A 17,031-nucleotide genomic window follows, 5' to 3' on the forward strand; every position below is an offset into this window, starting at 1 on the left:
GCCCGATGGGTACCGGAAGGAATCTGTTGGGAGGTTCGGGATGACCAAGATCGGCAACCTGCCCGAGGTCGTGTCGCCGGAGGAATGGTTCGCGGCCCGGCGGGAACTGCTCGCCAAGGAGAAGGAACTGACGCGGGCGCGGGATCGGCTCAACGCGGATCGCCGCAGGTTGCCGATGGTCCGGATCGACAAGAAGTACGTGTTCGAGGGGCCGGAGGGAACGGTCGGGCTGCTCGAGCTGTTCGCGGGCCGGCAGCAGTTGGTGATGCACCACTTCATGTTCGATCCGGACTGGGACACGGGCTGCACGAGTTGTTCCTCCGCCGCGGACGGGATCGGCAAGCTGCGGCAGTTGCAGGTGCGCAACACGACGCTCGTTGCGGTCTCGCGAGCGCCGTACGCGAAGCTCGCCGCCTACCGGGAGCGGATGGGCTGGTCGTTCCCGTGGTACTCGTCGTACGGCAGTGACTTCAACTACGACTTCCACACCACGCTCGACGACCGGATCGCGCCGGTGGTGTTGCAGTTCCGCACCGAAGCCGAGATGGCAGAGATCGCCGAGTCAGGTGCGCCGCTGTCGGACGGACCGTGGACCGAGGACTGGCGCGGTATGGAGATGCCGGGCATCAGCGCGTTCCTGCGGGTTGATGACGAGGTCTTCCACACCTATTCGACGTACGGCCGCGGGATCGAGGAGTTCCACAACGGCTACCGCTACCTCGACCTCACCGTCCTGGGCCGCCAGGAGGAGTGGGAGGAACCGGCCGGGCGAGCCGAGCCGCTCGGCCTCCAGGTCGGCGGACCCAACATGCGAGTCCCGGACGAGTACGACGTCTAGGACCGTCTCGCCAGGTGGAGCGTCAGGTCGGAGATCAGGGTCACCTCGTCGGGGAGCACCGCGGCGATCCGCTCGAAGACCTGCTCCCGGGTCGTCGTGGGGAGCAGCAGGTACGCCGAGAGCGTCGACAGGTGGCCGATGTAGCCCGCTGCGGTCAACGTTGTACGCCGTTCGATGGAGGTCCGGCGTACGTCCGTGAATCGGTTTGAGCGAAGCAGTTCCGTCCCCGGCCACTCCTCCGCGGTGCCACTACGTGACGGAATGCCGTCGTCCGCCACGAACTCCGACCTGGCGACGAGGACAGCCTCGTCGAGATCCCTGTCCGCGAGGTAGAGCGGTTGGTTGAAGGACGCGAAGATCCCGCCAGGGTTGAGCAGCGCAGCCACACGCGTCCAGCGATCGGTCGGGTCGGTCCAATGCAGTGACGCCGCCGCGAAGACCAGGTCGAACGTCGAAGTCAGCGGGAGATCCTCGAACGCGCTCTGCACCGCGGTGACACTCGACGGCACGTGCTTCTGCAACTCCTCCAGCATCGCCGCATCCGGCTCTGTGGCCGTCACCGCGATCCCCTTCGCGGCAAACACCCGGGTGGCCTTTCCGGTCCCTGCCCCGATCTCCAACGCGGTCCTCACCGGCCAACCGGCGTACTCCAGCACCTGGTCCACGAGCTCATCCGGATACCCCGTCCGGAACCGCTCGTACGCCGCAGCCGCACCCCCAAAACTCAACCCCCGCTCAACCATGCCTCGAAGTCTTCACCGTCCCGGCGTCTGCCGCACCTGAGTTTGCTAGTCGCTCGCGAAGTACGTCCGGGACTTTGAGAGGTGTGCCTCCTGTCTCTCGACCTGCGAGTGCTCGACGCAGCAGGTCGGCGTCCAGCGATGCCGGGTCGACGGCCGCGAGAGTTGCCTGCAATCTGTCGGGTTGGTCGCGGAAGATCATGGTCGCGAGCTGAACCTCAACGGGTACGACGGGGATCTGTGTCCCCTTCCAGTCGATGACCAACCGCTCGTCCCACACTGCTGCGGCGGGAGTTTCGACCAGCAGATCTGTCGGCGCCGGACTGTCGATGTGCGCCAACTCAACCCTGAACCTGGCCAGTGTCCACCGGCCGAAGGTCCATCGGCCACCAGCAGGGTCGACGAATGACAGCGTCGGTTCCGCCAGGCTGCTGAACCAGATGGGATCAGTTGGGCTCGATCGATCTGTCCGGCTCGGCAGTACGGTCGCCGCCGTCCGGACGCCGACGGCCGTTGACACTGCAACGTCGAGGTCACCAGGCTCAATCGCAGCGCCGTGGAGTGCGGTCGCCGCGCTGCCGACCAGCATCCACTCCACATCGGTCCCCGCCAGCCGCACTGCAAGCCCCCGAAGCGCATCCGACCATCCACCATCCATGTGCCGACACTGCCACCCGCCACCGACAAGATTGCTCGGGTGGTAGGGCTTTGGCACGATGCCGGGCATGCATGGTGTGGTGCTCGTGACGGGGATGCCTGGCGCTGGGAAGTCGACTGTTACCCGGCTGGTTGCCGAGCGGTTGCCGCGGTCGGCTCGGCTTGGCGGCGATGAGGTCAACCAGCTGATCGTGAACGGGTTCGTCTGGGCCTTGGGTGAGCCTGCCGACGAGGCCGCGCGCCAGGTGGAACTGTTGCATCGCAACCTGTGCGCGCTGGCGAACAACTTCGTCGACGCCGGCTTCACGCCGCTGATCGACGCGATGATCCCGTCCCGCGCGAAGCTCGACTTCTTCCTGGACCTGCTCTCGCCTCGCCAGCTTCTGTTCATCGTCCTCACGCCGGGCATCGAGGTCTGCCGGCATCGCAACGAGATCAGGGATCCTGCCGAGCGGTTTGATTTCGACGGGTACGACGCTCTCGAAGCTGACATGCACCGCGAGTTCGGCGACACCGGCTGGTGGTTCGACACCTCAGCGCTCACGCCCACCCAGACCGCCGACCGCATCATCGCCGAAGCCCACCACCGAGCTCGCGTGAGTTGACATCGCGGCCGGTTGAGAGCTCGGTCGCGTCAACCGGTGTAGAGGGCTCCCGGGCAACTGTCGCCCATGGGCGAGCCGACGCGGACAGTGACCGGATCGAAGGACACCGATCGTTCCCTGCTGCCTTCACTGCCCTCTTGGCGGACAACGATGGTGCTCGCATCAGCGAACCGTACCGAGTTCAGCCGATGCACGCCGCTGTCGGGCAAGCAGCCAACATACGATCGCTTGCTGAAGAACCCCTCTGTCGTCTGCAAGTACAGGCCGTCCGGCCGATCGGGCGAGCCGGCTGATCGGCGGTCCGCGTAGTACAGAACGACGGCAAACCGGCCATCAGGCGAAACGGTCGCGACTCTCTGCACATTCGACTGATCGACCAACAGCGCGGTGAGGCCGGCCCAGGCAAGGCCCGCGAGGGCCGCCAGCGCCGTACCGCCGGCACAGAACGCCAGCAGCCAGCGACGGATGCCACGTACGGCGATCGCCAAGCGCGCGCCCGCGACGCTCAGCAGGACGAACCCGGCGACGGCCAGCAGGCACCACAGCCAGAGCAGGTCGCCAAGACCGACGAAACGGTAGGGATTGCTCATTGCCGGTCCCGCGATGACGACCAGCAGACCGCCGAGCGCGAGCACACCATAGGTCGATCTCATCCCGGTATGGTCGCGCATCGCGCGGTCACTTCTCGCGCGCAAGAGTCCTCGCCGGCGCCTGTCACAACGCCGAACTCTCGCGCCGCCGCCTTCTTTAGGATACTGTTTGCTGAATTACGGTCATGACCGAAATCCGATCACCGCCCTGATCAGGAGGTTTGCCCGATGGAGAATCACGCTGCTGGGGTCCACCGCCGTACGTTGCTCGGCGCCGCCGGACTCGGAGTGCTCGGCTGGAGGTTGTCGGCCGGCACTGCGCGCGCCGTCAGTGCCGACGCAGAGGAGTGGACGACCCGAGCCAAGTTCGACGCGCTCGACCTGGGCTTCAACAACGGCAACGGCCGCAAGGACGAACTCAACGAGGACCGCGGTGCCGTCGGCTGGGGCGAGGCGTACGTCCTGCAGTCCTATCTACTCATGTGGGAGGCCTACCGGGACCGGTACTACCTCGACAAGACGATCGACCACGCCGATCACATGCTCGCCACCCGCGACTCCGTGCGCGGCGTGAGCGACTGGCGCGGCCTGTCGCTGCCTGCGTGGCGGATCTACTGGCCGTACTCCGCGGGCGAGTTGGTGCTCGCCGACGCGCAGGGCCGGCCGTCGCTGCGGCTCCGGACCGCGTGGACGTTCGCGGAGAGCCTCGACGTCACCGCGTCCGCCGGCACCAATCCGGGCACTTTCAAGATCACGACGTACCACCGTGACAGGCACGTCGGCCGGACGTACGACAACCTGACGATGGACCCCGCCACGGCGGACTTCGCCGTACGCCGGATCAACGCGGCCTTCGACGGCCGGGTCGATCTGCTGACGGCCAAGGACCTGCGGCCGTCGCCGGACGCCGCGGGTGATCCGGCGCCGCTGGTCGACACGATGCACTCGGCGTACTTCCACTCGTCGGTGCACTCCGGCCAGGCGGCGTACCCGCTGGCGTGGTTCGGGCGCATCGTGGCGACGACTCCTCGGTTGCGATCGGTACGCCGGTACCGGGACAAAGCTCAGGAATACTTGGACGCGGCGGAACAAGCTCTCGCCGTCCACGATGAGGAGTACCGGCTGTCCGGTCAGGGTGGCGGCTATTACATCTACCTGCGCGACGTGCCGAACAACTTCGACGGCGTCGACCTGCCGCACAACTACGCCACCTCGCCGGCGCGGGCGTACCTCGAGCTGACGCTGGCCGGCCGGGACAAGCACCGCCGGCGGGCGACCGAGCTGGTCCGTGACTTTGTCGGCGACGTCACCCGGCAGACCGACGGCACCGCCACGTGGCACTACTACCGGACCAACGGATGGCTGTGGTCCGGCTGGACGCGGGCAGACGACCTCTCCGACAACTTCCCGGTACACGGACCCGCGCGCCAGCAGGAGGATGTCTCACACGCGCATGTCAGCATCACGATGGCTGCGGCCGCCTACCGGGCGCGCATCGGCGTGACCAGGGACGACATGACTCAGCTGTGCCGCACGTTCAGCCAACGAGTCCTGGTCATCGGACCGGACGGCAGGCCGACGGTCACCACGAATGTGGACGGCAGCGGGCCGTTGTCCAACCCGGCGTACGAGACGATCATTCCGTCCTGGCTCGGCGTGGCGTCGTTCGGCGACACCCTGGCGCTGGTCCGCGCCGCCGCCGAGCGGTTGGCGGTCAACAATCCGGCGCCTGAGGTGGTCCCGATGTTCTCGACGGCGTACCTGAACTGGGCCGCGCGCACCGGCGCTCGCCTGCGCTGAACCGAGGTGCGTCAGATGCCCTCGGCGAACGCGCTGCGGATGCTGTCGCCGTACGCATCGTCCGCAAGCGCATCCAGATGCGCTTTGCCGAGTTCGAAGTGCCGACGAGCGTTGGTCTCATCGCCGAGGCGTTGATAGTCCACGGCCAGGTTCAGATGGAGGGACGGGAGGAGGGCGTTCTTGCCGCCGGGATTACCTCGCTCGATGGCTCGTTGGTCGGTCAACTCATCCATCAGAGTGAGCGCTCGGAGGTCCCAGGCGAGCTCGTCTTCGGGGTTCTCCTGGACGTCGGCCAGCGAGTGAGCCAGGAAGATCTTGGCGAACGCATCGTCTCCGCTGTCAACCTCAGCGACCAGGGCCTCCATCAGGGCCTTCGCCTCCGGCGAGCGTCCCTGTTCGCGAAGGGCAATCCCCTCGCGAACAGTTGCGTACGCGGCCGACTCGGGCGGGATGGTCATGCTGGTCTTCATATCACTGCACATGGGCTGGGTGAGCGGGATGGCTGCGTAGCCTGTGCGGTATGGCTGACGTGATTCCGATTGCGCGTAATCGTCCGATCTCGCGTGGGTCCGAGCGGGCGATGTTGGAGAGCATGCTCGACTTCTACCGCGCCACTGTGGTCAACAAGGTGGCTGGACTGACGGATGAGCAGGCGTTCACAGCCGTGGTTTCGCCGTCGAGCCTGACGCCGGCGACCGTGGTGAAGCACCTGGCTGGGACGGAGCGGTTCTGGTTCAGCATCGACTTCGCGAACCTTGACGTGGAGTGGCCGTGGCCGGACGACGATCTGCACGGTAATTTCCGGATCGAGCCCGGCGACACTCTGGCTGCGATCGTCGACGACTACGTCCGAGAGTGCGAGAAGTCTCGACGCGCGATCACGGACGCCGATCTCGACGATTCCGCCCGCGGGCAGGACATGGACTTCACCCTGCGCTTCGCAATGATCCACATGATCGAGGAAACCGCCCGCCACTGTGGCCACCTAGACCTGTTGCGCGAAGCAACAGACGGCACCGTCGGCACCTAGCAGTCCGTGCCTGCCTGCACACCGGCGGTCGCGCGCCCAAGGAACAACTGAGCGGGAATGCGGCCTGGCATCTGGTGACAGTGCTCCTCGGTCAGTCGATGCCTTCGACGATGCGGAAGTCGCGCTCGACGCCGTCAGACAGGGCGACCAGCGCCTCCTGGTAGGCCTCGCTCGCGTGTGCCGCGATGGCCTGTTCAAAGCTGTCGAACTCGACCAGGACAGCGCGCTCGGCGATCCCGGCGTCGTGCGCGACGACCCGCCCGCCACGGATGAGGGTCCGCCCGCCCGCAGCCCGGACGGCCGGAGCGGCCAGCTCGTTGTAGGCAGCCAGCTTCTCAGGGTCTGAAATGGTGCGGTACACACTGACCCAGTAGCCCTTTGCCACAGAACCTCCAACGCTCGTCGGAACTATCTGACTTCGAACTTCACAATTCAGGTTGATCCTACCCAGCGCCTCTCGCGCTGCTATGGGAGTCATGGGTGGTCCCCGATGACGAGGACGGCGCGGCGGGGGTCCTGGCGTCGGCATGGAGGGAACGAGACGGAACGACGCCGGGGCGGCTCCCAGATGCGGGAGCCGCCCCGGCTGTTGTCTGCCCTTCCAGAGCCCGAAACCGTGTTCTGACCTGCGGTTTCTTCACTCTGGAGACTGGCGGAGGATACGAGATTCGAACTCGTGAGGGGTTGCCCCCAACACGCTTTCCAAGCGTGCGCCCTAGGCCTCTAGGCGAATCCTCCAAGCGGAGAGGATACGCGAGCGGCGAGGGTTTCGGAAAATCGGGGGCGTGAACCTTGGGGCGGTGCCGGACGACTGTGTCGGGTGAGAGAGGAGGTGGGGGTGGAGCGGCAGTGGGTGGCGGTGGTGGTGCGGGCTCAGCTGGGGGAGCGGGACGCGGTGGCCGAGCTGGTGCGGGGCTGGCATGAGTCGATGTGGCGGTTCGTACGGCGCATGCTCGGTCGCGACGACGCGGCCGACGACGTCTCGCAGGAGGTCTGGCTGGCCGTCGTACGCGGGCTGCCGCGGCTGAAGGAACCGGAGCGGTTCGCTGCGTGGCTGTTCACGATCGCCCGCCGCAGCGTGGTCAACCAACTCAGGGACAAGTACGCCGACCAGCCGCAGACACCCTCGTACGACGAACCGGACCCGGCGGACCAGGTGGTCGGAAGTGTGGACGTGATGAGGCTGGTCGACCGGGTCCCGATGCTGGAGCGGGAGGTACTCGTGCTGTTTCACCTGGAGGACCTGAGCCTCGAGGAGTGCGCCGAGGTCCTCGCCGTACCCATGGGGACGGTGAAGTCGCGGCTGCATCGAGCGCGGCGGCTGCTGCGTGGAGTGGCCACAGAAGGAGCGGACTCATGATCTCCGCCGAGGAAACGATCGCCGGCCTGCAGGACGCGCTCTCCCTGCGCAGGAGGGTCCGCTCGCTGGTCCAGCTCTTCGGCGCAAGCGCGGTCGTCGGGCTGGTCGGGACGCTCTGGCTGACCGAAGACGGACTTCCGGTGCGGACACATATCGGGTTCGCCGCCGTGATGATCGTCGGATTGCTGACAATCGCACGAGCCGCGCAGGTCTTGCGCCGGCGCGGGCATCTGTTCGCCCGCGACCGCGTGATCGCCGGCTGGATCGCCGTCGGATCAGCGGCCGTCCTGGCCATCGGCCTCGCCCTGGCCGGCCGCGGTCTGCTCGGTACGCCGGTCGTCGTTCTCGCACTGCTGTTCCTCGCCATCACCCACCACACGAAGAAGCGATGGGAGAAGCGATGAAACCGATCGGTCCACTGGGGATCGCGATGAAGCATCTCGGCAGCAGACGAGCGGCCCTGCTGGTCGCCGGCGTGCTAATTGTGCTGCTGGTGGTGGGGCTCCTCATCTAGGGTCGGGAGCATGGATGCACCGGATCCGAAAGTCGTACATCCGATGCCCGAGGCCGAGCGGGTCGTGCTGCTGAAGGCGGTGGTGAAGTCGCCGCTGATCGACGTGGGCGACTACTCGTACTACGACGATCCGCGGGATCCGGCCGGGTTCGAGACGAACAACGTTCTCTACCACTACGGACCCGAGCGGCTGCGGATCGGCAAGTACTGCGCGCTCGGCGAGGGCACGACTTTCATCATGAACGGCGCCAACCACCGGATGGACGGACCGTCGACGTTCCCGTTCCCGATCATGGGTGGCGCTTGGGCGGAGCACTTCGACCTGATCACAGGACTGCCCGGTCGTGGCGACACAGTGGTCAGCAACGACGTGTGGTTCGGATACCGCAGTCTGGTGATGCCTGGGGTGACGATCGGCGATGGCGCGATCATCGCGTCCGGAGCGGTCGTGGTCGACGACGTACCGCCGTACGGGATCGTGGGAGGGAACCCGGCGAAGCTGATCCGACGCCGGTTCTCCGACGAGGACGTCGCCCGGCTGCTGGCGATCGCCTGGTGGGACTGGCCGGTCGAGCGGATCACGGCGAACCTCCGGGCGATCATGGCCGGCAGCATCGAGGAGTTGGAGCGGTGAACCTGGTACTGCGGCCGATCGCGGTCGAGGACGTTGACGCGCTGCAGGATTTGATCGAATCGGATCCCGGCTACACCGAGCGGGTCACGGGCTATCCGCCTGGACCGGCGGATGCGCAGAGTCTGCTGATGATGCGGCCCGACGGGCTGGCCGAGGACGCGAAGGTCGTGCTCGGGACGTTCCAGGACGGCCGGCTCGTCGCCGTCGCCGACCTGCTCAGGGGATTTCCGAACGACCACACCGCCTACATCGGCCTCCTCGAGGTCCATTGGAACCATCAGGGGCTCGGTCTCGGCAGGGCGACGTACGACCTGATCCAGCGGTACGTCGTGACGTCCTGGCCGGAGGTGAGGACCCTGCGGCTGGCGATCGTGGCGACGAACGCGCATGTCGCGACCGCGTTCTGGCTGCGGCAGGGGTTCGAGCCGACCGGTGAGGAGCGGCCGTACCGGTACGACAAGCTGGAGACGACGGCGCGGCTGTACGAGAAGCAGCTGACCTGGGCGCACCCTGACTTGGAGGTGCGCGACTCGTCAGTCGCCGGAAAGGGGCTGTTCGCAACGAAGCCGATTGCCCAGGGCACCGTTGTCGGTCAGCTGTCCGGTCGCCGGGTGACGACCGCGCAACTGCGAGAACTCCTGAAGAACCCGCCGGTCGACACCATCACGATCGACGACGACGAACACCTTGTGCTGAGCAACGATCCCCGACCGGTGATTGCGTACGGCAACCACAGCTGCGACCCGAACACGTGGTGGGTCGATGCCGTCACGCTCGAGGCCCGCCGGGACATCGCGGCGGGCGACGAGGTAACGAGCGACTACGGCACCTCGACCGGCGTGGAGTACGAACTGCAGTGCAGCTGCGGATCACCGCTGTGCCGAGGTGTCGTCACCGGCGACGACTGGAAGCTGCCGGACCTGCGGGCCAGGTACGGCGACCACTGGATCCCGACTCTGCTACGCAAGCAGCGTGGTGGCTAGCGTCCTCCATTGCTCCACCGGCTGCGGACCGGTTACGCCGGTGATGACGTTGACGGTCACGTGGTCGGCGCCGGCGTCCAGGTGCTCGGTCAACTTGGCCTTGATATCCGCCGGCGTACCCCACGCGGCAAGTGCGTCGACCATGTGATCGGGCAGCTCGGTCTGATCCTTCTCGCTGAACCCTTGCCGCTTGAGAGAGGCGGCGTACCCGGGGATCTGTGGGAAGAAGCTGATCGTGTTCCGCGCGATCGCCCTGGCCTTGTCGGCGTCGGTCTCCAGAACGACGAGGTGGCTGACCGCGAGCAGCTTCTCCGGCCCGAGCACCTTGCGCGCCTCGGCGGAGTACGCGGCGTTGACCAGGAACGGGTACGCGCCGGCGGAGCGGTCGCGGGTCAGCTCGAGCATGCGTGGGCCGAGTGCTGCGAGCAGCCGACGATCTTCCGGTACGGCGACCTCGTCGAGGAACGCGTTGATCTTCGCCAGCGGCTTGGGACCGTGCGCACCTCCGAGCCCGACGATGAAGCGTCCCGGGGCGGACTTCTCGAGCGAGGCGTACGCCGTACTGACGTCCGCGGCACTGTATTTGTCGACGGAGAGAATCCCGCTGACGAACTTGATCGAGTGGGTTGCGCCGATCAGGTCGGCGATGGTCTGCAGCCCCGGCAGCGGGCCGCCGGACAGCCAGATCGCGGGGTACCCGAGCTCCTCGGCAGCCTGCGCCGCCGCCAACGACTCCGGGCTGCTGGTCAGGCCGGTGGTGATTCCGAAAGGACCGAATTGATGATTCGTCACTCAGTCAGCTTGATCCTCGCCCGGTCCCGGTAGCTACCGTGTTCGCTCAGAGCGTTGCCCGTGCGGACCGATTCCCGGTTGGCCGTCGGCATCCCGTACACTCTTGGTCGGTTCCCCGCGTGGCGGTATCTCGCCCAACTCCCCCAGGGCCGGAAGGCAGCAAGGGTAAGTGAGCTCTTCCGGGTGCGCGGGGAATCCTCATGTCCGGGCCCTTTAGGCTGGTCAGGCCGAACCTGACCGTGAGGGAGCCCGATGAGCGACGAACGCCGCTACCTGCAGGAACTGATCATCGCCGAACTCGGCGTGACCCCGTCGTTCGACCCGGACACCGAGATCGAGCGCCGGGTCGAGTTCCTCGCCGACCGCCTCCGGCTCACCGGCGCCACGTCGTACGTGCTCGCCATCAGCGGCGGCGTCGACTCTGCCGTGGGCGGCCGCCTCTCCCAGCTCGCGGTCGAGCGCATCCGCGCCGAAGGCGGTCAGGCGACGTTCGTGGCGATGCGGCTCCCGTACGGCGTCCAGGCCGACGAGGACGATGCGCAGCGGTCGCTCGAGTTCATCAAGCCCGACGAGACCCTCGTGGTCAACATCAAGCCGGCCACCGACGCGATGGTCGACTCAGTCCGGCACTCCGGGCTCGGGGATCGCGAGGACTTCCACATCGGGAACGTGAAGGCCCGGCAGCGGATGATCGCGCAGTACGTCGTGGCTGGGGCTCGTGGTGGTTTGGTGGTGGGGACCGATCATGCTGCCGAGGCGGTGATGGGGTTCTTCACGAAGTACGGCGATGGGGCTTGCGACTTGACGCCGTTGTCTGGGCTGACTAAGCGGCGGGTGCGTGAGGTTGGGGCGCGGCTCGGTGCTGGGCCGGAGATCACCGGGAAGGTGCCGACGGCGGACCTCGAGACCAACAATCCGGGGTTGCCGGATGAGGCGGTGCTCGGGGTGACGTACGACGAGATCGACGACTTCCTCGAAGGCCGCGAGATCGACGAGAAGGCGGCGGCGACGATCATCGCGACCCATCGGCGTACTGCGCACAAACGGGCTCAGCCGATCGCTGTGTAAACGGATGTGGTCGACGGGGGAAGTGGTCGACCCCACGCGGCCGCTACGCGCGCTCCTGTCGTCGCGTGCTCGCGGTCGCTCCCACCCGCCCGGTGTGTTGCAGCTACCGCCGCGTTCGACTGCGGTGTGGTGACCCCGGCCGCTGGATCCTCGAGCAGCTGTGGATCGGGGCCCCTTGGGTGGGTGTGGTCGCGGTGGACGAGAGGTGTGGTGTGGCTGGCAGCCGTGGATCGGGGTCCGGCGGTGGGTGCGGTGTGCTCCGGTGGATGGGGGATCAGTCGACCGGGGCGAGCACGAAGTTGGTGATGAGTTTGGTGAAGAGTTCTGGTTGTTCTGCGTGGACGAAGTGGCCGGCGCCTGAGGCGAAGTAATACGTGCTGTGTGGGACGTCCGACTGGAAGCGGGCGATCTCTTCGGGGCTGGTCGCCGGGTCGTGTTCGCCTTTGACCAGGAGCGCCGGTTGGGTGATCTTCGCGAAGAGTGGCAGGGGTGATTCGGCGAAGTCCGCGGTACGGGTGATTTCGTCGGAGAAGCGGGCGGCGCGGGATTGGATTTCTTCGGGGAGTTCGGTCTCGGACGGGAGGGCGAGGGTCTTCGTGTCGGGGCCGAGGTAGATCTCCATGCGGCGGTCGCCGAGGCCGCCGAGGAGGGCGATGCGTTCGTCCCACATCTGTTTGGTCGCGGGTCCGGTATGGGGCGGGATCTCTACGCCGGGGAGCAAAGGCTGCGCAGCCCTCAGCAAGGTGTCGGTGGCAAGGACCATGGCCCAGCCTGGGTTCTCGAACATGACCTTGGTGACGACCTCGGGATGCATGACCGCGTACCGGACGGCCAGGCGGCCGCCGTACGAATGCCCGAGGATCGACCACTGCTCCAGGCCGAGCGTCTCGCGGAGTGCCTCGAAGTCGGCGATCAGGTCGTGTTCGGTGACCGGTCCGGTGAGGGGATCGGATTGCTGTACGCCGCGCTGGTCGACGCCGACGACGTGGAGTTGCTCGGCGAGCCGGTCACCCTGGAACGACATGAAGTCGTAGGAGCCGGAGCCCGGACCGCCGTGCAGGAAGAGCAGAGGCGGTGCGTCCTCGGGGCCGCGTCGGTCGACGTACAGCCTGGTACCACGAACCTCGATGAGCATGCCCGCAAGATTAGGCTCGACCAGCCTGCCGTGTCAGGAGTTGCTGGACACGAGCTGCCAGGCGGTCCAGGCGGACCTGGGCGATTCCGCGGTAGGCGGGTTTCAGCACGGCAGCCAGCGGGCCGGACTGTATGAAGGTGTGGGTGACCAGGTCGGGGCCGATCGTCCAGACGCCGGTTTCGCGGAAGCCGGGGACGTGCCAGTGGATCTCGATGCGGTTCGGCTCGATTGCGGCGTACTGCAGTCGGCCGCTGAGCCCGGGGCGCACCTGAAGCGCGTACGGCGTTCCGACGGCAGGCACCGATGGGCCGGAGAGGGAGACGAACGCCTCGTTCCACGCGGGCAGTGCGAGCACGTCCAGGAGGACGGCGCGGATCGCGGATCGGTCGGCTGGGATGGGGAGGGTTGCTTGTTCCATCAGGTGTCCTGTTCTGCTGCGCGGCGGCGGGCGAGGGCCTCGCCGGCGGGGAAGGCGCCGGCCAGGACCCGCAGCGTTTGGATGGTTTCGGAGACGGGTTGATCAGCGACCAAATCGTCGATCGCCTTGTGTAGAACGTTTTCGGCTGCGACGATCCGTTGGCTGAGCTTGCGACCCTCGGAGGTCAGGCTGAGGGCGAGATAGCGCCGGTCCGACGGATCCGTGTCGCGTTGGACAAGCCCTTGCGCGACCAGTCGATCCACCAGGCGGCTCGGACTGTTGCCCGTCTCGCAGACCAACAGCCCGCCGAGGGCGCTGAGGGTGAGCGGCCCGTGGTCGCGCAGCACCCGCAGCACCTCGGCCTGTGAAGGGGTGACGCCGAGCGGCCGCAGTTCCGCGGCCAGCAGTCGGTTGCCCTCGCGCTGGATCGCGAGGATCAGGTACCGCAGTTCCTCCGCCGCCTTCACTGCGCCCCTGCCCCAACAGCCTGCGCGAGCAGCCCGGCCGCCGCCGGGTCATGGGCGGCCAGTACGACGAGGTCCGGGTGCAGCGCCCGCAATTCGTTGACCTGGGCAACGGTATGCCGGAGCGCGGACCTGGACCCGACTCCGGGGATCTCACCGGCAGCAAGTAGATCGGCGTCGTACGTGAGATCGCCGACCATCAACAGCGACGGCCCATCGGGGCGACGGACCAGCAAGGAAAGGGATCCCGGCGTGTGACCGGGCGTCGGCAGCAGGACCAGGCTGCCGTCACCGAACAGGTCGTGCCCGACGCTGAACGGCTCGATCGTGGAGTCGCCGAGTGGTTCGGGCCGGACTAGGTCCCAGCGCAGACCGGGCAGCTCGATGTGGGAGCGGAGGAAACCGCGGGCGGCGGCGAGCGGTCGGCGCATCGAGGTCCACTCGGGTTCGCTGATCACGATACGGGCGTGCGCGAGCTCGGGCAGGCCGCCGATGTGGTCCTGGTGCAGGTGGGACAGGACCGCGGTGTGGACGTCGCGGATGTCGTACCCGATCGCGGCTAGCTGCCGGGTCAGCGTCTGCTCCGGACCGATCTCGAACTGCGCCAGCCGGTCGTACACCACGCCGTTGAGGCCGCCGGGGAAGTACCCGGGATCGGTCACGGACGCGCGGTCCTGCCCGGTGTCGAACAGCACGAGCCCATCGGCGTGCTGCACGACGTACGCGTTGATGGGCCGGGGCTGCGTCCACTCTCGTGAGGTCGCGAGCCAGACATAGAGGTTCTTGGTCGTCGGTCCGACATGTTCGGGCCGGATCTTGACGGTGCCTGTGCTCACCACGGACACCCGGTCGATTGTCGTCACGAGCAATAGATTACACGACATGTATGTCGTGTCAACTGTCTCGCAACACCCGCAGGATCGTGGCCAAGGTGACAGCATCGCTGGCACAGTGTCTGCATGAAGGGTCTGATGCAGAACTTCCAGCTGTCCTTGGACAGCATCTTTCTCCGGGCCGAGCAGTTCTACCCGGACAAGACCGTCTATACCGGCGGTCCGGCGCCGGCGAAGCTCACGTACGGCGAGTGGGCCGACCGGACCAGACGGCTGGGCGGCGTCCTCGACACGCTCGGCATCAGCGCGGACGGACGGGTGGGCACCTTCGCCTGGAACTCCGGCCGTCACCTCGAGCTGTACTTCGCCGCGCCCTGCACCGGCCGCGTCCTGCACACGCTGAACATCAGGCTCTTCCCCGACCAGGTCGTCTACATCGCGAACCATGCCGAGGACGAGGTCGTGTTCGTCGACCGGTCCCTGCTCGGGCTCTTCCTGCCGCTCCTCGACCGCCTGCCGCTGGTCCGGCACGTCGTGGTGATGGACGATCTGCCCGCCGGCGCGGCCGGAGTGGAGGTGCCTGACGACCCGCGGTTCCGCGACTACGAGGAGCTGCTGGCCGCGGCCCAGCCGGTCGAGTTCCACGTCGAGGACGAGAACCAGGCCGCCGCGATGTGTTACACGAGTGGTACGACGGGCAATCCGAAGGGCGTGGTGTATTCGCACCGGTCCACCTGGCTGCACTCGATCGGCGTACTGACGAACGCCGGGATCGGCCTGGATGAGACGGACACGGTGATGCCCGTCGTGCCGATGTTCCACGCGAACGCGTGGGGTCTCGCGCACGCGGCGCCGATGGCCGGGGCGAGCCTGGTCTTCCCGGGGCCGGACATGACTCCGCAGGGGATCCTCAAGTTGCTGCAAGAACAAGAGGTCACGTTGTCGGCCGGCGTGCCGACGATCTGGCAGGGCTTGCTGCCGTTGCTGGATGGCGTCGAGCTTCCCAAGCTCCGCCGGATCCCGTGCGGTGGGTCCGCCGTACCGCTCGCGTTGTCCGAGGCGTTCCGGGAGAAGCTCGGCCGGCCGATTCTGCAGGCGTGGGGGATGACCGAGACCAGCCCGGTGGCGACGGCCTCGCACGTGCCGGCCCGGAACAAGGATCTGGCTGAGGACGAGCAGGCGCATCTGCGTTCGCGGCAGGGGCTGCCGCTGCCTGGTGTCCAGGTGCGGATCGTCGAGCCGGGGTCGATCACGCCGCTGCCGTGGGACGACGAGGCCACCGGCGAGCTGCAGGTCCGCGGGCCGTGGATCGCCGCCGAGTACTACCAGCCCGACGAGCCGGTCCAGCTGACCACGGAGGACGGCTGGATGAAGACCGGTGACGTCGCCGCCGTCGACAAGTTCGGCTCGGTTCGTCTGGTCGACCGCACCAAGGACCTGGTCAAGTCGGGCGGTGAGTGGATCAGCTCGGTCGAGCTGGAGAACCTGCTGATGGCTCACCCCGACGTCAAGGAGGCGGCGGTCATCGGCGTACGTCATCCCAAGTGGGACGAACGTCCGCTGGCCTGCGTGGTCCTGCAGGAAGGCGCCACCGTCACCGGCGACGAGATCCTCGAGTACCTTCGCCCGCAGGTTGCCAAGTGGTGGCTCCCGGACGCGGTCGAGTTCATCGACGAGGTCCCGAAGACGTCGGTCGGCAAGTTCTCCAAGAAGGACCTAAGGACGCGCTTCGCCGACTATCACCTTGAGGAGTAGAACTCGACGCCGAAGTGGTTGCGGAGGTGCGCCAGGGTCGCGTCGACGAACTCGGTCGGCCAGTCCTCGCCGGTGACCTTCGCCAGCGCGGTGCCGCGCTCGATGAACTGCCGGCAGATGTACTGGTTGGCCGCGATGATCTCGGCAGGATCGGATCCCGCCGGCGGGATCGCCTCCAGCGCGGCGCGTTGCTCGTCGGACAGCAACGCGTTGAGGCGTTTGGCCCCACCGGTACGGCGTACTCCGCGCTCGGCCAGCATCAGGTTGATCAGCTGATCGCGGACCGCGCCGACGCCCTGGTTGCCGACGATGCGTTCGTCCCGGCCGAGGACGGTGACCAGGTTTCCCAGGAAGTAGAAGTAGAGGTGGACCGGACCGGTCGGCCAGTACGGCGTACCGGGACGCCCTTCTTTTGCTGGGATATCGCCGTCCGGGAAGAGCGTGCCGTCCCGGTCGAACAGCACCCGCACCCCGTCGTACTGCATGCGATCGAACGACCCGAGCGGGTGGATGACGAGATCGACATGCAGCCAGTCGGGTGTGATGCCCAGTCCGCCGACGAGGCCGGGGATGCGATCCGCCCAGACGGTCGGCCCGGCCAGCGTGGTCATCGGCTCGAGCCAGTTGTCCTCGAACCAGCCGACGCTCTCGTCGGTGACGACGCAGTGCACGTCGACGTCGCTGAAGCGGTCCGCCTGGCCGGTGCCGTAGCTTCCGACCAGGTAGACCGCCAGGATCCGTTCGTCCGCAGGCAACTCGGTGCCTGCTCGCTTGATGACCGCCTGCTGCTGCTCGTCCCCAGTCGTCATCTTCGG

Annotated in this window: 21 protein-coding genes, 1 tRNA gene and 1 other RNA gene; 11 read left to right on the forward strand and 12 right to left on the reverse strand. The window is 67.0% G+C overall.

The genetic code is table 11. The annotated features are described in order from the left end of the window. Positions 1-40: 40 nt before the first annotated feature. Complete coding sequence (locus E0H73_RS26855) at positions 41-838, forward strand: DUF899 domain-containing protein (RefSeq protein WP_131361339.1); 798 nt, start codon at positions 41-43, stop codon at positions 836-838. On the opposite strand, the gene E0H73_RS26860 is transcribed toward E0H73_RS26855, so the two are convergent. Then, on the reverse strand, positions 835-1,581 hold the full coding sequence (locus E0H73_RS26860) for a class I SAM-dependent methyltransferase (RefSeq protein WP_131361341.1): 747 nt from the start codon (positions 1,579-1,581) through the stop codon (positions 835-837). The genes E0H73_RS26855 and E0H73_RS26860 overlap by 4 nt on opposite strands. Next, a complete protein-coding gene (locus E0H73_RS26865; protein WP_131361343.1) occupies positions 1,574-2,305 on the reverse strand; it encodes a nucleotidyltransferase family protein in 732 nt (243 codons plus the stop codon). Before E0H73_RS26865 ends, E0H73_RS26860 begins: the two co-directional genes overlap by 8 nt. On the opposite strand from E0H73_RS26865, the gene E0H73_RS26870 reads away from it, so the two are divergent. Continuing rightward, a complete protein-coding gene (locus E0H73_RS26870) occupies positions 2,304-2,840 on the forward strand; it encodes an AAA family ATPase (protein ID WP_238164281.1) in 537 nt (178 codons plus the stop codon). The genes E0H73_RS26865 and E0H73_RS26870 overlap by 2 nt on opposite strands. Before the next feature lie 29 nt (positions 2,841-2,869). On the opposite strand, the gene E0H73_RS26875 is transcribed toward E0H73_RS26870, so the two are convergent. Continuing rightward, positions 2,870-3,493: a hypothetical protein gene (locus E0H73_RS26875; RefSeq protein WP_131361346.1), complete on the reverse strand. Its 624-nt coding sequence runs from the start codon at positions 3,491-3,493 to the stop codon at positions 2,870-2,872. Between the two features lie 165 nt (positions 3,494-3,658). Here E0H73_RS26875 and E0H73_RS26880 point away from each other — a divergent pair, with 165 nt between their 5' ends. Continuing rightward, positions 3,659-5,230, forward strand: coding sequence for a hypothetical protein (locus E0H73_RS26880; RefSeq protein WP_131361347.1), 1,572 nt, complete (start codon positions 3,659-3,661; stop codon positions 5,228-5,230). Positions 5,231-5,241: 11 nt separating this feature from the next. Here E0H73_RS26880 and E0H73_RS26885 read toward each other — a convergent pair whose 3' ends face one another. Next, positions 5,242-5,688, reverse strand: a complete 447-nt coding sequence (locus E0H73_RS26885) for a tetratricopeptide repeat protein (protein WP_165555832.1) — start codon at positions 5,686-5,688, stop codon at positions 5,242-5,244. 62 nt (positions 5,689-5,750) lie between these two features. Here E0H73_RS26885 and E0H73_RS26890 point away from each other — a divergent pair, with 62 nt between their 5' ends. Continuing rightward, positions 5,751-6,260 (forward strand): DinB family protein, encoded by a 510-nt coding sequence (locus tag E0H73_RS26890; RefSeq protein ID WP_131361351.1) that lies wholly within the window; start codon positions 5,751-5,753, stop codon positions 6,258-6,260. A gap of 91 nt (positions 6,261-6,351) precedes the next feature. Here the strand turns inward: E0H73_RS26890 and E0H73_RS26895 are convergent, their stop codons facing one another. Together E0H73_RS26895 and E0H73_RS26900 are read right to left on the reverse strand one after the other, a co-directional pair. Continuing rightward, positions 6,352-6,645, reverse strand: coding sequence for a DUF1330 domain-containing protein (locus E0H73_RS26895; protein ID WP_131361353.1), 294 nt, complete (start codon positions 6,643-6,645; stop codon positions 6,352-6,354). Positions 6,646-6,910: 265 nt separating this feature from the next. Continuing rightward, positions 6,911-6,998: transfer RNA gene (locus E0H73_RS26900), tRNA-Ser, on the reverse strand. A gap of 100 nt (positions 6,999-7,098) precedes the next feature. On the opposite strand from E0H73_RS26900, the gene E0H73_RS26905 reads away from it, so the two are divergent. The 4 genes from E0H73_RS26905 (at position 7,099) to E0H73_RS26920 (ending at position 9,751) form a co-directional block, all read left to right on the forward strand. Continuing rightward, entirely contained in the window at positions 7,099-7,620 is a 522-nt protein-coding gene (locus E0H73_RS26905; RefSeq protein WP_202867580.1) for an RNA polymerase sigma factor, read from the forward strand. Then, a complete protein-coding gene (locus tag E0H73_RS26910; RefSeq protein ID WP_131361354.1) occupies positions 7,617-8,024 on the forward strand; it encodes a hypothetical protein in 408 nt (135 codons plus the stop codon). The genes E0H73_RS26905 and E0H73_RS26910 overlap by 4 nt, the downstream gene beginning before the upstream one ends. Positions 8,025-8,144: 120 nt before the next feature. Continuing rightward, entirely contained in the window at positions 8,145-8,768 is a 624-nt protein-coding gene (locus E0H73_RS26915; protein ID WP_131361356.1) for a CatB-related O-acetyltransferase, read from the forward strand. Next, positions 8,765-9,751 (forward strand): GNAT family N-acetyltransferase, encoded by a 987-nt coding sequence (locus tag E0H73_RS26920; RefSeq protein WP_131361358.1) that lies wholly within the window; start codon positions 8,765-8,767, stop codon positions 9,749-9,751. Before E0H73_RS26915 ends, E0H73_RS26920 begins: the two co-directional genes overlap by 4 nt. Here the strand turns inward: E0H73_RS26920 and E0H73_RS26925 are convergent. Next, positions 9,728-10,543: a TIGR03620 family F420-dependent LLM class oxidoreductase gene (locus tag E0H73_RS26925; RefSeq protein WP_202867581.1), complete on the reverse strand. Its 816-nt coding sequence runs from the start codon at positions 10,541-10,543 to the stop codon at positions 9,728-9,730. The genes E0H73_RS26920 and E0H73_RS26925 overlap by 24 nt on opposite strands. Positions 10,544-10,649: 106 nt before the next feature. On the opposite strand from E0H73_RS26925, the gene ffs reads away from it, so the two are divergent. Both ffs and nadE read left to right on the forward strand, forming a co-directional pair. Continuing rightward, positions 10,650-10,746: signal recognition particle sRNA small type (gene ffs / locus E0H73_RS26930), an RNA gene on the forward strand. Positions 10,747-10,795: 49 nt separating this feature from the next. Next, entirely contained in the window at positions 10,796-11,611 is an 816-nt protein-coding gene (nadE, locus tag E0H73_RS26935) for an ammonia-dependent NAD(+) synthetase (protein ID WP_131361360.1), read from the forward strand. A 274-nt stretch (positions 11,612-11,885) separates the two neighbouring features. Here nadE and E0H73_RS26940 read toward each other — a convergent pair whose 3' ends face one another. From E0H73_RS26940 to E0H73_RS26955, 4 genes are read right to left on the reverse strand one after another with little or no spacing between them, the layout of a single operon-like run. Continuing rightward, positions 11,886-12,746 carry an alpha/beta fold hydrolase gene (locus tag E0H73_RS26940; protein WP_131361362.1) on the reverse strand — a complete coding sequence of 287 codons (861 nt, stop codon included), beginning with the start codon at positions 12,744-12,746 and terminating at the stop codon, positions 11,886-11,888. Between the two features lie 10 nt (positions 12,747-12,756). Further along, complete coding sequence (locus tag E0H73_RS26945; protein ID WP_131361364.1) at positions 12,757-13,164, reverse strand: SRPBCC family protein; 408 nt, start codon at positions 13,162-13,164, stop codon at positions 12,757-12,759. Continuing rightward, complete coding sequence (locus tag E0H73_RS26950) at positions 13,164-13,631, reverse strand: MarR family winged helix-turn-helix transcriptional regulator (RefSeq protein WP_131361366.1); 468 nt, start codon at positions 13,629-13,631, stop codon at positions 13,164-13,166. Before E0H73_RS26950 ends, E0H73_RS26945 begins: the two co-directional genes overlap by 1 nt. Further along, positions 13,628-14,491 carry an N-acyl homoserine lactonase family protein gene (locus E0H73_RS26955; protein WP_238164282.1) on the reverse strand — a complete coding sequence of 288 codons (864 nt, stop codon included), beginning with the start codon at positions 14,489-14,491 and terminating at the stop codon, positions 13,628-13,630. The genes E0H73_RS26950 and E0H73_RS26955 overlap by 4 nt, the downstream gene beginning before the upstream one ends. Before the next feature lie 96 nt (positions 14,492-14,587). On the opposite strand from E0H73_RS26955, the gene E0H73_RS26960 reads away from it, so the two are divergent. Further along, positions 14,588-16,216 (forward strand): long-chain fatty acid--CoA ligase, encoded by a 1,629-nt coding sequence (locus E0H73_RS26960; protein ID WP_165555833.1) that lies wholly within the window; start codon positions 14,588-14,590, stop codon positions 16,214-16,216. On the opposite strand, the gene E0H73_RS26965 is transcribed toward E0H73_RS26960, so the two are convergent. After that, positions 16,201-17,025: a nucleotidyltransferase domain-containing protein gene (locus E0H73_RS26965; protein ID WP_131361369.1), complete on the reverse strand. Its 825-nt coding sequence runs from the start codon at positions 17,023-17,025 to the stop codon at positions 16,201-16,203. The two genes, E0H73_RS26960 and E0H73_RS26965, sit on opposite strands and share 16 nt — an antisense overlap. Positions 17,026-17,031: the final 6 nt, after the last annotated feature.

The sequence above is a fragment of the Kribbella pittospori genome, from assembly GCF_004331465.1.
Lineage (GTDB): Bacteria > Actinomycetota > Actinomycetes > Propionibacteriales > Kribbellaceae > Kribbella > Kribbella pittospori.